This window comes from Luteibacter jiangsuensis (genome assembly GCF_011742555.1).
GTDB lineage: Bacteria > Pseudomonadota > Gammaproteobacteria > Xanthomonadales > Rhodanobacteraceae > Luteibacter > Luteibacter jiangsuensis.
This window is the reverse complement of the sequence record NZ_JAAQQR010000001.1, coordinates 216,732-237,083: the sequence shown is the minus strand read 5'-3', so window position 1 is coordinate 237,083 and position 20,352 is coordinate 216,732. Positions and strand designations below refer to the sequence as shown.

Sequence of the window (20,352 nt, the reverse complement as noted above, 5' to 3'; positions counted from 1 at the left end):
CGCCTTCGCTCAGCCGCGGCCGAGCAGGCGGCCCAGCAGGCCGCGTTTTACCGCCGCCCGGGCAGGCGCGGGCGGTGCGTTGGCGAGCTCGGCGGCGAGTGTTCCCAGCGTGCCGTTCGCGATATCGAGCAGGTTGAGTTGCACGCCGGTGAGCTTCTGCACGCGCAGGGCCATGTCCACGGCGAGCAGCGAGTGCCCGCCCACGTCGAAGAAGTTGTCGCTGGTCCGCACGCGCGACATGCCCAGCAGTTCCGTCCAGACCGATGCGAGCAGGCGTTCGCTCTCGCTGCGGGGTTGGGTCGTCTCCGCGGACACGGCCGTCGGCTGCTCCGCCGGAAGCGGGAGCGCTGCCAGGTCGGGTTCGCCGGTGGGCAGCAAGGGCAGCGCGTCGAGCACCACCAGGTGTGCGGGCATCGCCCATGCTGGCAGCAAGCCGGCGAGGGCGGCGCGCAATCCTTCGGCGTCGACGGTGGCGCCTGGTGCCGCCACCACGTAGGCGTCGACGCGTGACAAACCCGTGTGGTCGGTACGCTGCACGGCAAGCGCACGCACGACGCCGGGCTGGGCGAGCAACAACGATTCGATGGCACCCGGTTCGACGTCCATGCCCTGGTGCCGCAGGCGGCGGTCGGAGCGATCCAGTACCTGCAGCTGGCCGCCGGGCAGCCAGCGACCGCGATAACCGGTGCGCCGCACGCCTTCACCGGGGGAGGAGGGGCGTTCAAAAGCAGCACGCTGGCCGAAGGGCATGGCGAGGGTGTCCCCGGCAACGGCGACGTCGCCCGTCGCGCCGATGGGGCAGGGTTCGCCGCTCTCGTCCAGGATCCACACCTGAGCGTGCGGCAGCGGCTTGCCCGCATGCAGCGCGTCGGCCAGATGCTCGACGCGTCCGCAGGTGGCGGCCGGCGCCGATGTCGCGTCGCCGAACAGTGTCCAGAGCGACGATGCCCCGCCCGCGATGCGGGCCGCCATCTCCGGACCCGGCGTGCCGCCGGCGACGATGGCGCGGAGGCGGCGGTCGCCCTGCCAACCGGCGTCGAAGAGCGCCTGCCAGGTATCGGGCGTGGCGATGAAGGTTTCGATGCCGTCCAGGAATGCCGTCTCGATGGAGGAGCTGTCGCGGCCGATCGGCCGTTGCGGAACCGCCCAGGTCCCACCGTGCGCCAGCGCCAGCAGCGATTCGATGCTCAGCATCGGGTCGCCGGGCAGGGCGTCGCCGGAGATACGTTCCCCGGTACGGATCGACAGCGCCTCACCAAGACCGCCGACGATGCCCGCGACCGCGCGATGCGACAAGGCCACACCTCGCATCTTGCCATCCGCCCCCAAGGTGGGGAACGCCATGGCCGGGGTATCGGGATCCACCGCGTCGAACGCGACATCGTCGACGGCGGTGGCTCTCTCGAGTTCCGCGTGGTCCGTGTCGAGCCACACGGCGCAGTCGGCCGGCCAGTCGAGCATGCCTTCGAGCGCCGAGTCGCCGACCAGCACGGTCATTCGCGCATCGGTAAGGATGTCCCTCAACCGGCCGGCGGGATCGGCGCGGTCCAGCAGCAAGGCCGTGCCGCCGACCAGCGCAATCGCCAGCAGACCCACCACGCGGTCCGTGCCCGAATCGACGCAGAGGCCGATGACGCTGCCGGGCATGCCGCCTCGTTCGCGCAACAGCGTGGCGACGCGCGTCGCGCGGTGCAGCAGGGACGCATAGGTAACGTTGCGCGGGCCATCCGCGATCGCGACGGCGTCGGGTGCGGCCTTCGCGGCCGCGGCGACCATGGCGTACAAACCCGCCGGGAGGCGAACGTCCGCGCCGGTGTCGTTCCATTCGTGCATGCGTTCGAGTTCGCTCGCCGTCGCCGCGGTGAGCGAAGCCACCGCCACGGCGGGATCGTCGGCGACGCGGCGCATCATGTCGAGATAACGCTCGCGCATGAGGCGGGCGGTGTCCGCCTGCAACAGGTCCGCGTTATAGGTGACGCCGCCCACCATGCCCGCGTGCCCTTCGAGGAACCAGAGGCCGAGGTCCTCCGTGGCGCCGCTCTGGAACAACAGGATCTGCTCGTGCGCCAGGCCACCCCAGTCCACCACGCGCTGACGGGCGTCCTGGAAGGAAAACAGCGCCTGGTAAAGCGTGGCGCCCGCGCCCTGGCCCACGCGCAGTTCGCGTTGCAGGTATTCCAGGGGCACGTCGGGATGGCCGAAGGCCTCGATGGCAACGCGCTTTACGTGGCGCACGAATTCCAGGAACGACAGCGCGGGGTCGACGCTCACGTGTAGCGGCAACAGGTTGTTGAAGTAGCCCATGACCGATTCGACCTCGGTCTGGTTGCGTCCGCGCACGGGCGTACCCACGACCAGATCGCGCTGGCCGGCGGAACCCGAGAGCATCACGAAGTACAACGCCAGCAGGGTCATGTTGAGCGTGGCGTCCGCCTGGCGGGCCACGTCATGCATGGCATCGGTGTCTTCCCGCGACACGCGGATCCATTCCGTCCTGCCGAGCCCGGACATGCCCGGACGACGGGGGTGGTCCGTTGGCAGCGCGCGTACGTCCCCCATCTGTGCGAGACGGTTGCGCCAGAATTCCAACTGGTTGTGGAACGCGCCGGATTCGAGCCAGTGTGCGTGCCATTCGGAGAAGTCGCCGTACGTGACCGGCAGCGGAGCCAGCGGCGAGGGCAGTCCGGCGACGAAGGCGCGATACAGCGCCGACAGTTCGTTGTAGAGGATGTCGAACGACCAGCCGTCCCAGATGATGTGGTGCGGCATGAAGAAGAAGGCGTGCTCGTCGTCGGCCAGGCGGAACATGCGTGCGCTGAACAGCGGCGCCTTGCCGAGGTCGAACGGTGTGTCGGTCAGTTCCTGCAGGCGTTGCATGAGCCTGATTTCGCGCTCGTCGCGCGACAGGTGGCTGAGATCCTCGGCCGGAAACAGCGGGTAGTCCACCCGCGCCTCCACCACCTGGGCGATGTCCGCGCCGGTGTCGCGGAAAGCGGTACGCATGATCGGCTGCCGCTGGATCAAGGCCTGGAACGCCATGTCGAAAGCGTGCTCGTCGAGCTTGCCGCGCAGACGATGCGCCGAGGGCGCGTTGTAGGTGACGCGTCCCGGGTTCATGCGTTCGAGGGCCCAGAGGCGGCGCTGCATCAGCGACAGCGGCGCATGCTCCTGCTGGTTTTCCGCACGATGCACGATCGGCTCGGCTGCCGGCGCGGCACCGCTGGCCACCTGCGATCCGATCGCTGCGGCCAGCTGTTCGATCGTCGGTGCGTCGAACAGCGTGCGGAAGGACAGGGTCACGCCGAACTCGCGGTTCAACCGCGCGGTGAGCTGCGCGGCCAACAGCGAATGGCCGCCGAGCGCGAAGAAGTCATCGCGGATGTCGAGGTCGGGCAGGCAGAGCACGGCCTCCATCGCGGCAGCGACGCGGCGTTCGTCCTCGGTGCGTGGCGCCGTCCGCTGGCCCGGCGCGGCCACCGAGTGCGCGACCGGAGGCGGCAAGGCCTTGCGATCCACCTTCCCGTTGGGCAGCAGCGGAATCGCATCGAGCACGAGGATGTGTTGCGGCACCATGTAATCGGGAAGGCGGGCGCGCAGGCGCGCCCGCAAGGCGTCCTCGTCCGGCGTGACATCATCGCGTCCCACCACGTAGGCCACCAGGCGCACATCCCCCGGGCGGTCCTCGCGCGCGATCACCACCGTGCGGGCGACCTCGGGCGCATCCGCCAGCACGCTCTCGATTTCGCCCGGCTCGATCCGGTAACCGCGCACCTTCACCTGGAAGTCGAGCCGGCCCAGGTGCTCCAGCAGCCCGTTGCTCAGCCAGCGCCCACGATCGCCAGTGCGATACATGCGCGAATCCGGCGTTTCCGACCACGGATCGGGCACGAATTTCTCGGCGGTGAGTTCCGGACGGTCGAGGTAACCCAGCGTGACGCCGGCACCGCCGATGTGAATCTCGCCGGGAACGCCCAGCGGGCAGTGATTGCCCCGCTCGTCGAGGATGTGCACCGTGGTGTTGGCGATGGGGCGGCCGATATAGATGCCCTCGCGCGGATCGGACACGCGCCAGTAGGTCGAATACACCGTGGTCTCGGTGGGGCCGTAGCCGTTCCACACTTCGCCGCAACGATCGAGCAGGGCCTCCGCCAGATCGACCGGCAACGGTTCGCCGCCGGACACCGCGCGGAACGCGGGGCGGCCTTGCCAGCCCGCATCGATGAGCAGCCGCCATCCCGCGGGCGTGGCTTGCATCATGCTGGCGTCACTGTCCTCGATCAGGCGGCGAAGCTGCCCGCCGTCGCGAACGTCGTCGCGCCCCGCGATCACGATTTCCGCGCCGCTGGTCAGCGGCAGCAGCAATTCCATGAAAGCGATGTCGAACGATAGCGTCGTGACCGCCACCAGACGATCGTCCGGCGCGATGCCTGGCACGCGTTGCATGCTCGTGAGGAAATTGGCGGCCGAGCGGTGCGGCACGCGCACGCCTTTGGGCCGGCCAGTGGAGCCGGAGGTGAAGATGACATAGGCCACCGAATCCGGTGTGGCGGCCCGGCGGTTGCGCTCGGGCCGGGCGAACGAGGCCCGCGCCACCTCGTCGCTGTTGAGCGCGAGCACGCGCGCGGCGTCGAAGTCGAATGCCAGGGGCGTGTCGTCGTCCACCACGAGCGCGGAAAGCGCCGCGTCTTCGGCCATGAAGGCGAGACGGTCGGCGGGAAAGGCCGGGTCGAGCGGCACGTAGCCTGCACCGGACTTCAGCACGCCCAGCACCGCGGCCACCATGTCGACGCCGCGGGTGAGCGAAAGGCCCACCAGCGCGCCGTGGCCGATGCCTCGCTCGCGCAGGGCGTTGGCGATGCGGTTCGCGCGCGATTCGAGCGCCGCGTAGCTGAGCGAGCGATCGGCATGGCGTACTGCGGCGCGCTCCGGTGCACGGTCCACCTGCTGTTCGAAGAACTCGTGGGCAAGGCGGAGTTCCGGGAACGGCGTGGGTGCGGGTTGCAGCGCCGCCAGCTCGCGGTACACGGCGTCGCTGACCACCGGCAGAGCGACGGCCGCTTCGCCCGGATCGAGCGCCGCCTGGCGCAGGAGCGTGGCATAGGCATCGAGCCAACCCTGGATCGTCTCACCCTCGAAGAGGTCGGCGTTGTACTGGCATTCGAGACGCAAGCCGCCGTCGACCTGCACGGCGTTGACGAACAGCTCGAAGTTCTCGAATTCGCGCGGCACCGCCGCCACGTCGAAACGGAGGCCAGGAAAGGTCACCGTGCTTTCGTCCAGCTGCGCATCGAGATTGAACAGCACGGCCACCAGCGGCAGGCGCGACGGATCGCGCACGAGTGAAAGGCGTGCCAGCAGGCTGCCAAGGGTGTAGCGCTGGTGTTCGAAGGCGTCCAGCAGGGCGTTGCGCACGGTGCTGAGCACCTCGGCGAAACTCGCGGTGTCGTCGACGCGTGCGCGCAGCGGCAACACGTTCACGGCATGGCCGACCAGGGTGTCGAGACCTTCGGCCGCCTGGCCCGCGGTGGGGATGCCGATCACCACGTCGTCCTGCCCCGCGATACGGCGGAGCAGGACGGCAAAGGCGGCAAGCAGCGTCGCGTAGAAGCTCGCGCCCTGGGCCGCGCCCAGGCGCTTGATCGCGGCGACTTCCGTCGGGTCCAGCATGCGGTCTTCGCGCCGTGAGGCGAACGAACGACGGCGGGGGCGGGAACGGTCCACGGGAAGGTCGAGCACGGGCACCGCGCCGGCGAACCGGTCGAGCCAGTACTTTTCATCCTCCCGTGCCGTCTCGCTGCCGGCGTGCGCAGCCTCGGCCAACGCGAAGTTCGAGAACGCGCCCGCGGGGGCCGGGCCGTCGCCCAGGCCTGTGCGTTGCGCGTAAAGGGCGGCGAGATCGCGCACGATCACGCCGAAGGACCACCCGTCGCACACGATATGGTGCGCGGCGATGGTCAGAAGATGGCGGTCGGCCGCCAGGCGGAACAGTTCCGCGCGTACCAGCGGCCCGTTCTCCAGGTCGAACGGGGTGGTGACGATGCGCGAGAACGCCGCCTGGATGCGCGCGTCGCTTTCGAACGGCGCAAGGAGCGACAGATCGTGGAAGGCGATCGGCAGGGTGGTGTGTTCCGCGATGAAGAGACTCTCGCCGTCGCCGGCAAACGTGGCACGCAGCGCCTCGTGGCGATCCACGATGCCTTGCAGGGCCCATTCGAGGGCCGGCACGTCGAGCAAGCCCTTGAGGTTCAGCGACACCGCCTCGTTGTACGCCAGCGAGGCTTCCGGCTCCAGCCGGGATGCCAGCCACACCTCGCGCTGCGCGGCCGTCGTCGGCACGAGGCGCGCGAGCGGCGCGCCGGCGAACGGATCGTAGTCGACCGCCGTGGCGGCGGCCAGCTCGTTGGGCGTCATGCGGTAACCCTCAGGTACTTGCCCGGCGCATCCGGGTTGGGAACGAACCACGCCGGCTGGCCGTCCGGATCCTTGCCCAGGCGCGCGCCGGGCATGGGCGGATGGGCGGCGTCGAAGGCGGCGTGTTCGCGGCGGCGCGGCAGGAAGTCGGCTTCCTGCATCTCGAGGATGGACTCGCGGAAGGCATTGGCGATGGCCGCGAAATCGGCCTCGCTGTGCGCCGTGGTGAAGAAGCAGGGGAAGTTGTCGAGGATGTGGATGCCGCGGCTGCGCATCATGGCGAACAACAGGTCCTGCAGCGGATGGTCTTCGCTGAAGACGATCTTCCACACCGACGAGAAGTGCACAATTTGCACCGGTGCCCCCACGCTGGCGCAGAAGGCATTCAGCTCCTCGGCCATCGCGGTGACCTTCGCATTCAGCGCGGCCTGCAACTCGGGTCCCTGTTCCTTCAGGTGCATGAGCACGGCATGCGCGGCCGCCAGTGCGAGCGGATGGCGCACGAAAGTACCGGCGAAATAGGTGACGCCCACGGTCGGCGTGGAATCGTCGCCGAAGCGCCAGTGACCGCCGTCGAGCGCGTCCATGAAGCGCCGCTTGCCGGCGATCACGCCGATGGGAAAACCGCCGCCCACCACCTTGCCGTACGACGCCATGTCCGCGTCGATGCCGAGCATCGCCTGGGCGCCGCGCGGGTGCGAGCGGAAGCCGGTGACCACCTCGTCGAAGATGAGCAGGGTGCCGGATTCCTCGGTGATCGCGCGCAACTCCTGCAGGAACTCCACCGGCCGGAAGTCCGGGCGGCGGCTCTGCACCGGTTCGACCAGCACGGCGGCGATGGACGAGGCGCGCTCGCGAATGATGGCCAGCGATTCCGGGGTGCCGTAGTCGAGCACCAGCACGTTCTCGGCGGTGTTGCGCAGGATGCCCGGGGCGGCCGGCACCGATTTCAGTTTCTTCGTTCCGCGGACGATCACCTCGTCGAAGATGCCGTGGTAAGACCCGGTGAAGATCACCAGCGTGTCGCGGCCGGTGACGGTGCGCGCCACGCGCACGCAACCCATGACCGCTTCGGAGCCGGTATTGCACAATGCGGCGCGGTCGAAACCCGTGAGGTCGCACACCTGTTTTGCCACGATGCCGGCGAGCGGATGCTGCGGGCCGATTTCGTAACCTGCTTCCAGTTGCGCGCGTACCGTGTCGAGCACGAAATCGGGCTGCCAGCCGAACAGGTTCATGCCGAAGCCGTTCAGGGCGTCCACGTATGTGTTCCCGTCGAGGTCCCACACTTTCGAGCCCTTGGAGCGCTCGATCACGATCTGGTACACGATCTCCTTGAGCAGCGGGCGGAAACCGTTCACCACGCGCGGATCGGCGAGGTGCGGGCGGTGCTCTTCGGTATAGGCCTTGGATGCCTTGCTGCGCTCGATGTAGCGACGCATGAAGGCGTCCAGCCGCGCGCGCTGCCGCGCGCTGAGTTCCGTGTTCGTGGAGTGGATGCGCGCAATGGCGCCGAAAGCCTTCTTCACGTCGTAGGTGGTGTGGGCGAGGGCGGCTTCTTCGTCGTTGGCGGCGCTATGTGTGGGAGCCGCTTCAGCGGCGATGGGGGCTTGCGCGAGACCGCCCGCTGCCGCGGGATCGCCGGCGTAGCCGGCTCCCACAACGGGAAGGGTTCCCCCTGCCGGCAAAGGCGCGGAAGCGGCGGCTCCCGCAAGCAACGCCAACTGTTCCCGCATGATCTGCATCTGCTGCGCGATCACGTCCTGGACCAGTCCGCCACCGACGGCCTGCGCCGCCGGTGCCGCCGCCATGGCCGGCGCGGGAACTGCCGCGGCCACGGGCGCCGCCGGCTGGGCTTCAGCCGGCAACAGGCGATCGATGTGTGCCGCGAGGCGCTCGAACGACGAGCAGCCGTCCATCAGCTCGCGGAAGGTGATCTTCAGCGCGTAGGTCTTCTGCAACTGCAAGGCCACCTGGGTCAGCGAAAGCGAGTCCAGCCCCAGTTCGACGAAATGGGTGGACGGGTCGACGCCGTCGAGATCGGCACCCGACACGTCTTCGAACAGGGTGACGAGTTCGGCGGCGAGGCGCTGCGGACGGTGGCTGGAAGCAGGAGCGGAAGGCATCGGCATGGGGAACTCCGGTACGACGGCAGGAGCGGCGGCGGGTGGCGCGAGCGCGGCCGCGGCGGCGATAGGGGTGATCGAGGCAGGCAACCGGGCATCGATCCAGTGCCGTTTACGCTCGAAGGGGTAGGTGGGCAGGCGTACGCGACGGCGTTGCTCGCGGTGATCGAAGGCATGCGTGGCGATCGTGGCGCCGGCGGACCACAGCGCACCGGCGGCGGCGAGCCATGCGGCGCGCTCATCGGCGGGGCCTTCGCCCAGCGAAGCCAGGATCGTGCGGCCGCGTGCCTGCGCATGCTGTCGTGCGAGCAGGGCAAGGCTCGGACGCGGCCCGACCTCGAGGAACGCGTGCGTGTCGTCGTCCAGGGCATGCAACAGCGCCGGCGAGAAACGCACGGTCTGCCGCAGGTGCCTCGTCCAGTAGTCAGGCGACGTGGCCTCGGCCGCGGTCAGCGGAAGGCCGGTAAGGGTGGAAACGATCGGCACCCGCGGCGCGGAGAGCGCAACCGCACCGACTTCCGAGCGGAAGCCGTCGAGTACCGGGTCCATCATGGCGGAGTGGAATGCGTGCGAGGTATGGAGCAGGCGGCATGCCACGCCTTCCCCCTCCAGCAGCAAGCGGAAGGTGTCGACGGCTGCTGCCGGTCCCGACACGACGCTCGCGTTCGGGGCGTTCTCGGCCGCGAGGGAAAGGACACCCGGGAGCCGCGCTCGCAGCTCGGCGGCGCCCAGGCGAACGGAAAGCATCGCACCCGCCGGAAGCGCCTGCATCATGCGGCCGCGGCGTGCCACCAGGCGGGCGGCGTCGGCCAGCGGCATGACGCCCGCGAGCGCGGCGGCGACGAACTCGCCGACGCTGTGTCCTATCATCGCGACGGGTTCCACACCCAGGCTCATCCATAGCCGCGCAAGTGCGTATTCGAGCGCGAAGGTGGCCGGCTGGGTAAGCGAGGTGGCCTTCAGGGCCTCCGCATCGTCGGCGAACATGCGGTCGCGCAGATCGAAACCGAGTTCCTCGAGCAGAGCGTTCGCTACCTCGTCCAGCGCGGCGCGGAATACGGGCTCCGTCGCGTGGAGTTCGCGTCCCATGCCGGCGTACTGCGAACCCTGGCCCGGGAAGAGGAAAACGATACGGGGTGCCGGGTCGGCACAGGCGCGGCACATGGCGGCAGCGGCGATGTCGCGCAGTTTCGTCACCGCGTCGCCCGTCGAAAGCGCCACCAGGTGCGTGCGTTGCGCGAACGCCTTGCGGCCACAGGCCAGCGTCCACGCAGTGTCGGCCAGATTGCCGTCCGGATGCGCGGCGAGGTGGTCGGCCAACCGCGCGGCCGCGTGGCTCAGCGCCGCCGGCGTGCGCGCGGAGAGCAAGAGCAACTGGGGTCCGCTGGCGGGCTCGGAGGGCGAACGCTCCGGGGCTTCCTCCAGCACCACATGGGCATTCGTACCGCCCACGCCGAACGAGCTCACGCCGGCGCGAAGCGGGCCACCCGCCGTTTGCCATGGGCGCAGCGCGTCGTTCACCACGAAGGGCGAATCTTCCAGGCCCAGGCGAGGATTCGCCGACGTGAAGTGCAACGACGGCGGCAGGCGGCGTTCGCTGAGTGCGAACGCCGTCTTGATCACGCTGGCCGCGCCGGCTGCCATCACCAGATGGCCCACGTTGCTCTTCAGCGAGCCCAGCGCGCAGAAACCCTTGTCCGCAGTGGCGCGGCGGAAGGCGCGCGTGAGCCCTTCCAGCTCGATGGGATCGCCCAGCGGGGTCGCGGTACCGTGCGCCTCCACGTAGGAGATGTCGCGGGGCGAGATGCCGGCGTCGTCCAGCGCCATGGCGATCACCGCTGCCTGCCCTGCGGCATTGGGCGCGGTGAAGCTGGCCTTGACGGCGCCGTCGTTGTTCACGGCGGCACCGCGGATCACGGCATACACCGGATCGCCATCGCGAAGGGCATCGGAAAGGCGCTTCAGCAGCACCACGGCGGCGCCATCGCTGAACACCGTGCCCTGTGCGTCCTTGTCGAAGGTGCGCGTATGCCCGTCGGGCGACAACATCGATCCTTCCTGCGCGATGTATCCGCTGTTCGGCGGGCAGGCGATGGACGAGCCGCCTGCGAGCGCCATCTCACAGCGGCCCGCGCGCAGGGCATCGAAGGCCTGGGCGATCGCGACCAGCGACGTGGAGCATGCGGTATTCAGGCTGATCGCCGGGCCCGTGAGGTTGAGCTTGTGCGCCACGCGGGTGGCGAGATAGTCCTTCTCGTTACCCAGCATCACCTGGAAGGCACCGAGCTTTTCGATGAGGTCCGGGCGGCCGCTGATGTGCTTCTGGTAATACGTGGCATTGTGCATGCCGCCGAAGACACCCACGGGGGCCGACTGACCGTCGGGTACGTAGCCGGCGCGCTCCATGCACTCCCAGCACAACTCGAGGAACAGGCGCTGCTGCGGATCGGTCAGTTCCGCCTCGCGGGGCGACATGCCGAAGAATCCGGCGTCGAACTGGTCCACGTCGTCGACCACGCCGCGCGCCGCCACATAACCCGGATCGTCGCGTTCGACCTGGCTCACGGCCGGATCCAGTTCACCCGGCGCGAAGAAGCGTATGGATTCGCGGCCCGCGCAAAGGTTCTCCCAGAAGCTCTCGGCGTCGGGTGCGCCGGGGAAGCGCCCGGCCACGGCGACGATCGCCACCGGTTCCCCTGCCGCCTGCGCGCCGCCCGTCACGCGTCCTGCCGGCGCGTGACGGACGGCGCGCCCCTCGATCGTGGCTCCCACCGCAGCCGGGGTCGGCTCGGCGAAGAACCCGACCAGGGTCGGGACGGGCGACAGCTCGTCATGCACGCGCGCGATCACGCGCGACGCAAGCAGCGAGCTGCCGCCGAGGTCGAAGAAGTTGTCGTCGCGACCGACGCGGGCGACGCCGAGAACGTCGGCGAAGAGGTTGCACAGTGCCGTTTCCAGATCGCCGCGTGGCGCGGCAAAGGCCGCCGCGAGTTCCGGGCGCGCGGCGTCGGGTGCCGGCAGCGCCTTGCGATCGAGTTTGCCGTTGTCGTTCACGGGCAGGCGTTCCATGCGCACCCACGCCACGGGAAGCATGTAGTCGGGCAGGGTACGAGCCAGTGCGTCGCGTAACCCCCGCGCCGTCACGGTGTCGTCTTCGCCGACGTAATAGGCGACGAGGCGCTTGTCTCCCGGGGTGTCTTCGCGGGCGACCACAGCGGCCGCTGTCACGCCGGGCAGAGCGCGCAGCGCGATGTCGATCTCGCCCGTTTCGACGCGATAGCCACGGATCTTCACCTGGCCGTCGGCGCGGCCGACGAAGGCGAGCTCGCCGTCGGGCAGCCAATGCACCAGGTCGCCGGTGCGATAGCGTGTGCCACCCGCGACGAAGCGCTCGGCGGTGAGCTCAGGCCGGTTGAGGTAGCCGCGGGCCACGCCCGTGCCGCCGATATAAAGTTCGCCGGTTTCGCCCTCGGCGACGTCGTTGCCGTCGCTGTCGAGCACATGCAGAGAGGTCTCGCCGATGGGGCGCCCGATCGGTATGGCCCGCAGGTCGTCGGGCAGGTTGCGCGGGATCGCATAGGTCGTCGCGAACGTGGTGCATTCGGTGGGGCCATAGCCGTTGATCAGCGCGGTGGCGGGAAGCGCCGCGTACGCCTTGCGCACATGCGGCACCGACAGCGCCTCGCCGCCCGTCATCACCACGCGCAACCCGGCCAGGTGGCGCGGGTCGTCGTCCACGATGGCATTGAACAGCGCGGCGGTAAGCCACGCGACATCGGCGCCGTGTTTGGCCACGGTGCGGGCGATGCCGGGGCCCGTCGGCACGCGTTCGCCGTGCACGACACAGGTTCCGCCGTTGAGAAGCGGCGCGAAGATCTCGAACGTGGACGCGTCGAAGCCCAGGGGGGCGGCATGCAGTACGTTGGGCGCGTTGAAGTCGATGTAATCCGAGCGCAACACGAGCCGCAGGATCGACACGTGGCGGATCTCGACGCCCTTGGGCGTACCGGTGGAACCGGAGGTGTACATCGCGTAGGCAAGGTCGCTTCCGGAAGCCCGGTGACGTGCCGCTTCGCAGGTGTTCGCGCCCGAGGGCGTTTCCCACATCGGTGTTGTGCGCTCCAGTTCCGCGAGGGTGAACACCGGTACATCGTCATTCCCGTACATGTCACGCACATCGTCGGTCACGACGGCGGCGACGTCGGCGTCGCGCAGGGCGAACGCCACCCGGTCGTCGGGCCAGCGCGTATCGATCGGAAGGTATGCCGCGCCCGCCTTGAGTACCCCCAGCAGCGCGATCACCGCTTCCGCCGAACGGTCCAGCAACAGCGCCACATAACAGCCCGGCTCCACGCCCGCGGCTGTCAGGTTCGCGGCGACGCGATCGCTGCGCGCGTCCAGTTCGGCATAGCTCAGGCTAGCCGTGTCCGACACCAGGGCGACGTGTTCCGCGAAAGCCTTCGCGACGGCGCGGAAGCGGCCGTGGACGGTGGATGTGTCGTGCCCTGCGGCGGTCATTGCATCGCTCATGGTCTGGCCCCGTACCGATTGGGAGAACGCGATGGCATAGGCCGAACGGTCGAGGTGTCGGCGGGGCGGATGGGCAGGGCGCTCCGTGTGCGCCCACCGTCCGCTTCGCTGCCCCTGGTGCCCCCTGTCGGCCCCGCCGTACCCTCGGCATTCATGCGATCTCCCGCCACGCCCCGGGGCCGGTTGACCCTTCGCGTCTGTGGAATCTTTATAGCCCCGGGGTTGGGAGCGGCATATACAACTGGCGCGCTAGCCGGGGGTGGGCGAATGGCCGAGCCTGACTCCATCGTCGGAAGCGGCCACAGCGGTTCGGGGTGCGGTCCGCGAGGTATCGACATGGCCGCGGCGCAAAAAAAAGCGCCCCTTTCGGAGCGCTATACCGTCAGGCCGGAACTCGGCGGGCGTGACGTCGTGCGAACGATGCTCAACGCTTGAATTTGAAGGAGTCGAACCGGACAACGTCGTACGTGCGGATTTCCACGTGCCTGATCCGGCGCCGGCCGCCATCGTCGAAGCGAATCTCGGTCTGCCGCATGGGGTCTCCATCGGGGATGCTGAAGATGGGACTTATGATGTTCAGAGCGGCGTCCTTGAACGAGATGGTGATCTGGCGATGCACGGAGGTGACGGCGAAACGCACCACGTTCCAGTTCTCGGCGAAGCTCACGAAGAACGTATTATTGTGGCTCACGTATTGCGGATCGCCGATATACAGGACGTTTCCCATGAAGTCCTCCGTCTCGGTTTCCGGGAATGGATACTTCTCGACACCAAGTTGTTCACTCGCTGGGATGGGCACGGCAGGATCGAACTGCATGTTCATCACCTCCGTACCCGCTTCCGGGAAGACGATGGTCCGATAGGGATTGACGTAACGAATCCTGTCGCTGTCGAAGTCGTAGATGAGGTCCCATTCCGGAGCGGTCGGGCGCGTCACGGCAACCTGCAGGACCGCCGATGAGTAGGTGACACCAGCGCGCCGCACCACGTAATGCACGTCGACCTGAGTACCCTGGCTGGCGGCGATCTCCGCGCCAGGGATGGGAAACTCCATGTCCTGCTGGGGCGTCGCCGGCCTGGACCCCACCGACTTGCCTGCGAAAAAGCCTTCCACGAGGTCGCCGGTCAGCAAGCTCGCGCTCTTGGGTACGATCAGCCGTGCCGAGGTAAGCCCACCGTCGAGGAACGGAGTGCCATTGGTTTCGGGAATGTCTGGTTTTGGCAGGTCAATGACCTGCTGCCCCTGGGAATAACGCGAATCATTGCCCACTGTATCCACGATGTAGTAGTCGACGATGGCACGTCCGCCGTCGATGCCTGAAATGATGTCCCAGGGCACCGTGATGGGCACGGGAGCGCCGACCTGGCCCTGGATGGGACCGATGACATGGCTGCCCCAGCGCAGATAGAGCCGGTCATCCGCCGCCTGGAAAGCCCAGTTCGGCACGTGAAGCGTCAGGGGCTGGCCCGGTGGGATGGGCAGGTCGAGTTCGGGGATGCGTCCCAGGTCGGGATTGACCGATGCCTGGTGTTCCGGAGGCACCAGGCCGCCGGGTGGTTGGAAGTCCACGTTCACGCTCAAGTGCTGCGATGGGAACTCGTCGCCGAACTGGCTCAGTTGCACCACGTACCACGCTTCGACGGCCGGATTCCGTGTATTTTCCGGAGTGAACAATCGCGCCATCGCACCGTTGACCGTAATGGGATTCGCATGTCCCACATCCGGATGCAGCGGCAGCACGCCGACGAGGTTGTCCTCCGAGCCCCAGTAGACGAGTGCCGTATCGCCCTCGACGGCCTCGTCCGGTGTCACGACGAGAAGCTGGATTCCATCGCCGGGCAACGGAAAGATGGCTTTCAGGTTGATGCCCCCCTGCACCTCCGCGGCCGGGCATCGGGGCGGAGGGTATATCGGGTTCTGCTTCGAGGCCCGTTCTCTCTTGCTCATGTGAACTCTCTCTTCCGTCCTTGGTGGGAGAATTCCTCGCATTCCTCCTGCGGGAGGAATGCGAGGGGCCTGTCCGCAGTGCGTCTCAGGCGGGAGCGCGCACGTCGATTGTCGCGAAAAGCACCACGGCGGGATCGGACGTATTGCTCCCCTGCACGTTGGTGATCTCGTAGCTGACCCTCATGCTCCCAAGGCCCGGCTGGCCTGCGTTCACCTTCCTGACATCCTCGTAGGGAATCACGAAGTCAACGAACTGGTCGGGCTCGGCCGCCGGCGGATTGGTCCCCGGCAGGACGTCCTCGGGGATGGCCGTGGGACGATTCGTCAGATCGGTGCCGTTCACCGTATGCTCGTACTCGAAGGTCGCGTCGGGGGCGGGCGCGCCATAGTTCGGGAAGCTGTGGCTACCTTCCAGCTTCAGCTTGATCGCGTCGCCCACGGCCATGTTCTCGTAGTAGTGGATGCGAACGAGCATGTCCCTATAGGGATTCGGCCCCCCACTCACGATGTCGCCAACGCGGGTGTAGGAGTATGACGGCCGCGGGGGCGCGCCTCTGGTCTGGTCGGCATCGCGGAAGATGCTGCTGTCCAGCGGCAGGAAGTTGGGGCCGCCGGGAAGTCCATCGGAGGACTTAACGGTCACGGGCTGGATGGGGGACCATGCCATGACGGTGTTGTTACCCGTGACGACGCGGGAGAGGGAGTACTGGAAGTACATCCGCCCGACGACCAGCATGGCGGCGGGAACCTGGATCGTGGTGAGGTCGGCCCCGGGATCGGTGACCGACACCGGCACGCCGACCGGAACACGATTGCCGCCGCTCATGTCGGTGATGAAGAGCTGTACCGCATCGGCGAGTTCGAAGGCGGGTGTCCCGTCGACGGCCTCGAACGGGATGAGCGTGGTCGCGGGGCTACTGAATTCGGTTTCGTCGATGACGTTGTCGCCCGAGATCGTCGGCGGCTTCAGGTTTTCGTTGATCGGCGTTTCGGGATCGGGATCGGGCCCGCCGGGCAGGGTCAGGTCGCAGTTGATCGTGGTCACTTGCAGCGTATCGACGGTGAACGGGTTGCGCAGGATTCGGTACGTCATCGTGAAGGAAAATACCGGGTTCCCACCATACGCCTCTTGTATGACATAGAGCTCCTGCAACGTAAACGCGCCGGAAACGATCGGGTCTGCTGCCGGATCCGTGACCGGGATATCCTCATACATGATTTCGTTGCCGGCAGCGTCTAACACGACGACGCGCACGACGTCGTTCAGAACGGCATTGACATAACCGGGTACAAAAAATGCAGGATTCAGACGTGCCTCGGTGTCGGTAAGCAGGTCCCCGTTGTTGTCGTGCTCGGGAACGAAGATAGGACCGAAACCGCTGGGCGCATTGGCCAGGAGGGTGTCGAACTGTATATTCGGCGATGTGGCCGTGTTCCCGGCAATATCGGTGCAGGTCAGCCAAACCTCGACCTTGCCATTGATGCCGCCGGCGATGAGGTCGTCCTTCAGGAACTCGAGCGTGACGATGTCGCCTTCATTCACGACGGTCTTTGCCAAGGTCGGGACGGGAGTAGTCCCCCCCACGACCTGCATGAACGCCTGCAGCACATCGCCGGGTTGCTGGTCGTCGTACGGATCCACCACGACCAGCAGTTTGCCGCCGTTGGCGTCGAGGTAGTTGGTGGTCAATCCATTCCTGATGACATTGGGATCGATGAAAGGATGTACCAGCGAATCGCCGCCAGGGGCGCGGCGGTCCGCTTCGAAGGCATAGTCCTGCGAGAAATATTCGTCGCCGAACCCGCTGCCCTGGACAAAGCGGAGCACGAAGAACTGGTCCTCGCCGGCGGCCGTGGGCAATACGCTCAATGGGAAAGTCTTTACCATCGGATCGTCCAGATCCTCGATCCGGTCGGAGTCCCCAGCCGCGAACCCGTCATAGAGGGGAGGCTCCACCGGGTGGCCGCCGGCGTCGGCAGCGTAGATGTTGATCCAGACATTGTCCGCACCCGGCTGGCCACTGGCCCACTTGGCGCAAGTGGCTTCGATGTCGGTCGTGGATCCGTCGAACACAGCGGCGGGCAGGACATCCTTCCCTCGGGATCCCACGAGTGCGTCTTCGATGTCCGGCATCGTGGGAATCGGATTCTGAGCGATGTGGATACGCCGCGCATTTTCGCGAAGCCTGCGCCGCATGGTCGCGGTGTCGACGTGCGTCCGGAATTCGCCGGACGAGCTGACGAGTTTGCCGCGGAAACCCGTGCTGGAGGAAACATGGGTGATCACCGGGCTGCTGCCGGTGGGCTCGGAAATATTCTTGGCCATGACTCGATCCTTGAGTTGTCGATGCGGCATCGTCTGCCGCGAGGTTGGCTTGGCCGCAGCCGTCGCCTCGGGAAACAATATCGCGCAGCCCCCGCAGGGGAAACTGTCCGTTGGTTGTAAGCGCGATCTGCGCGAAATCGGCAAGGGAAAGACCCAAGGCATACCGCTGTACGCGACGTTAACATTGCCGGTGATACGAGGTCGTTGTTCAGCCAGGGGACTCAAGCCGAAGGGCCGATTTAGGACTACGCGCCATTTTCCGTCTTTTAGTGAACTGCTGTAATGCGCGGCGAATTCCCCTGCCGACGTTGGTTCACGCGCCAGGGACTCCTGAGCCGAAAGAGGAACTGCGTCATGACGTCCCAACATCACGCGGAGCATCGTGCTGCCGCACTCCCCGCCATCATCGCTTCGCTTTTACTGGCGGCGCCGGCCGCCGTCCTGGCAGGTAACGTCGAGGGTCCCGGTGCGGTCCACATCGTGCGCAATGGCGATCCGATCGAAGCGTGGGGGGTGGGGGATCGGGGGACGCTGATCGTCGATGGCGGGACCACCCTTTCCATCCTGGCGACGTCGAACGGCGTCGTGCAGTTGAATGGCGCGGCCACGGGCCCGGTGACGTTGCGCAACGGCGCCAAGGGGACGATCGCCGGTTCGAATATCAGCGATACCCTGGGGCGCGGCCTGATCATCCAGTTGGCGTCCAACTCGCCGGGCACCGAGACGCCACCCTCGGCGGTCGTCACCGGTTCGAACGTGAGCGGCGGCGCCAGCGGCATCCTGATGTCGGGCGGCGGCACCCTTAGCATCGATCAGTCCAGTTCCGTCTCGGGGACGGCCGCAAATTCCGCCGGCCTGCAGTTTTCCTATGGCACCGTGAACGTTGCCGGTAAATCCCAGATCACCGGTGTCAGGAGTGGCGTCATCGTCACCACCGACAATCGTAACAACGATATGGGTGCCACGCTGACCGTCGATGACTCATCCATCATCGGCCAGAACGGTTCGGGCATCCTGGTCGATTCGCAGACCCTCCTGCAGCCATCCATCGCAATGATCACGCTCGCCAACGGCGCCACGGTCACGGGAGGTAATGGCATCGCCATCGAGACCGCGTTCAACACGAGCACGGGCAGGGGCGACGAGGCGACGGTGAACGTGAGCGCCAGCACCATCCGTGGCGACATGGTTTCGCGTGGCGGCCGCTTCGACTTGAACGCGACGGACGGCGCCATCCTCGAAGGGCGCATCCTCGGCCTCAACGCCGTTGCGTTCGACAAGGCATCTGTTTGGAACATCACCGGCGATTCGGACGTCCGGACGCTGTCGCTATCCGGCGCAAGCCTGGCCTTCCAGCCACGCAGCGACGGCGACCACTCCACGTTGACCGTCGCCGGCGATCTGTCCGGCACGGGCGGGAACCTTGCACTGAACACGGTCATGAATGCCGGCGGCGCGGTGGCGAACCAACAGACCGATCGTCTGCTGATCGAAGGCAATGTGACGACCACCGGAACAACGCTGATCGAAGTCACGGCGACAGGCGCAGGCGCTAATACCGACAACAACCAAAACGGGCAGGTGGATGCACACGAGGGCATCTCGATTATCCAGGTCGGCGGCACGTCGCGCGCCGACGCGTTTGCCTTGCGAGGCGGTTACGTTGCCGCCGGTCCGTACCAGTACACCTTGCATGCCTTCGGGCCCGGCCAGACGGATCCAGCGCAGAACCTGCTGCCTTCCGGGGATCTCAATTGGGACTATCGTCTCGGCAATCGCTTCGTCTGCGAGAACGAATGCGAGCCGGAAAACCCCGAAGACGGTGGCGGGGGCGATGGAGAGAACCCGAATCCGGACAGGCCGCCTCCGGAAGACGGCCGCAATGCAGTCGTGCCGCAGGTGCCGTCGTACCTGTCGGCCCCTGCCGCACTGCTGACCTACGGCGACATGATGACTGACGGCCTGCACCAGCGCCTCGGCGACATTCGCCAGGGCACGTCGCACGACCCGGTCGGCGGCGAGGTGTTCATGCGTTACCTCGGCGGCCAGTTGCGTTACAGCTCGAACCGGTCGTTTCGCAATTACGGATACGATTTCGACCAGCAGATCAACGCGCTGCAGTTGGGCGGAAGCCTGATCGCGCTGGATCACGACAATGGAACGTTGCGCGCGGGCTGGGCCGCCGATCACGGCACGACGCGTGTCACGCCAAAGGCAGCCGACGGCAACAGCCGCGCAAAATACCGCGCCAACGGCGTCTCCGCCTGGGCCACGTGGCAAAGCGGCAATGGATTCTGGGTCGACGGCGTCGTGGGTGCCATCCGCTATCGCGGCGACGTGGGTACCGATCTGCGCGGCGCCGATGTAGGGCGCATCCGTGCCAACGGCTGGACGACTTCCGTGGAGGCGGGTATGCCGTTCGCCCTCGGTCATGAATGGACCGTGGAGCCGCGCTTCCAGGTGAAGCACCAATCGCTGAACTTCCGCGACTTCCGCGATGGCGATGGACTGGACGTGCGGCTGGGAACGGCGAAACAGACAAGCGCCACGCTCGGCGGACGACTTTCGCGGACGGCCAACCCCGTGTTCATGCCGTATGCCAGTGTCGACCTCACGCACACCAGTAACGGCGATCCGTCGGTGGACGTCTCCAGCGAGGAGTGGAATGCGGCCGATCGCTTCCGGTCGGGCCGCGTCGGCAATGGTTATCGCGTTTCCGCCGGTGCCGTCAGCCAGTTGGGCAAGCGCGTGCAGGTTTACGGTGAGGCCAACTACCGACACGCCATCGGCGGCTACGGGATGCGCGGCTTCGCCGGCAACCTGGGCGTACGCGTCACCTTTTGAGTTTGCCCAGACCGGGAGCGCATGGATCGCGGCTCCCGGGGGCAATGGACGTACAACGAGCCCCTAGTGGCTCGACACCTCGGCCGCGGGCGGCTGCGCTCCCTGCGCCTCCCTCCCGGCACGTCCCTGTGCAGTGTGCTCCTGCTTCATCCATGGCGTCCCTGACA

5 protein-coding genes are annotated in these 20,352 nt (G+C 67.1%); 1 reads left to right on the top strand and 4 read right to left on the bottom strand.

What is annotated here, in order from left to right; genetic code table 11:
* Nucleotides 1-9: 9 nt before the first annotated feature.
* The 4 genes from HBF26_RS00925 to HBF26_RS00910 all read right to left on the bottom strand — a co-directional run bounded on the left by HBF26_RS00925 (nt 10) and on the right by HBF26_RS00910 (nt 17,722).
* The gene (locus HBF26_RS00925; RefSeq protein ID WP_167122171.1) at nt 10-6,411 is read right to left on the bottom strand and encodes a non-ribosomal peptide synthetase; all 6,402 of its coding nucleotides are present in this window, start codon (nt 6,409-6,411) and stop codon (nt 10-12) included.
* Complete coding sequence (locus HBF26_RS00920; RefSeq protein ID WP_167122169.1) at nt 6,408-13,067, bottom strand: polyketide synthase; 6,660 nt, start codon at nt 13,065-13,067, stop codon at nt 6,408-6,410. The genes HBF26_RS00925 and HBF26_RS00920 overlap by 4 nt, the downstream gene beginning before the upstream one ends.
* Nucleotides 13,068-13,491: 424 nt before the next feature.
* A complete protein-coding gene (locus tag HBF26_RS00915; RefSeq protein WP_167122167.1) occupies nt 13,492-15,015 on the bottom strand; it encodes a hypothetical protein in 1,524 nt (507 codons plus the stop codon).
* Nucleotides 15,016-15,100: 85 nt separating this feature from the next.
* A complete protein-coding gene (locus HBF26_RS00910; protein WP_167122165.1) occupies nt 15,101-17,722 on the bottom strand; it encodes a hypothetical protein in 2,622 nt (873 codons plus the stop codon).
* On the opposite strand from HBF26_RS00910, the gene HBF26_RS00905 reads away from it, so the two are divergent.
* Nucleotides 17,696-20,185 carry an autotransporter family protein gene (locus HBF26_RS00905; RefSeq protein WP_167122163.1) on the top strand — a complete coding sequence of 830 codons (2,490 nt, stop codon included), beginning with the start codon at nt 17,696-17,698 and terminating at the stop codon, nt 20,183-20,185. The genes HBF26_RS00910 and HBF26_RS00905 overlap by 27 nt on opposite strands.
* Nucleotides 20,186-20,352 lie beyond the last annotated feature (167 nt).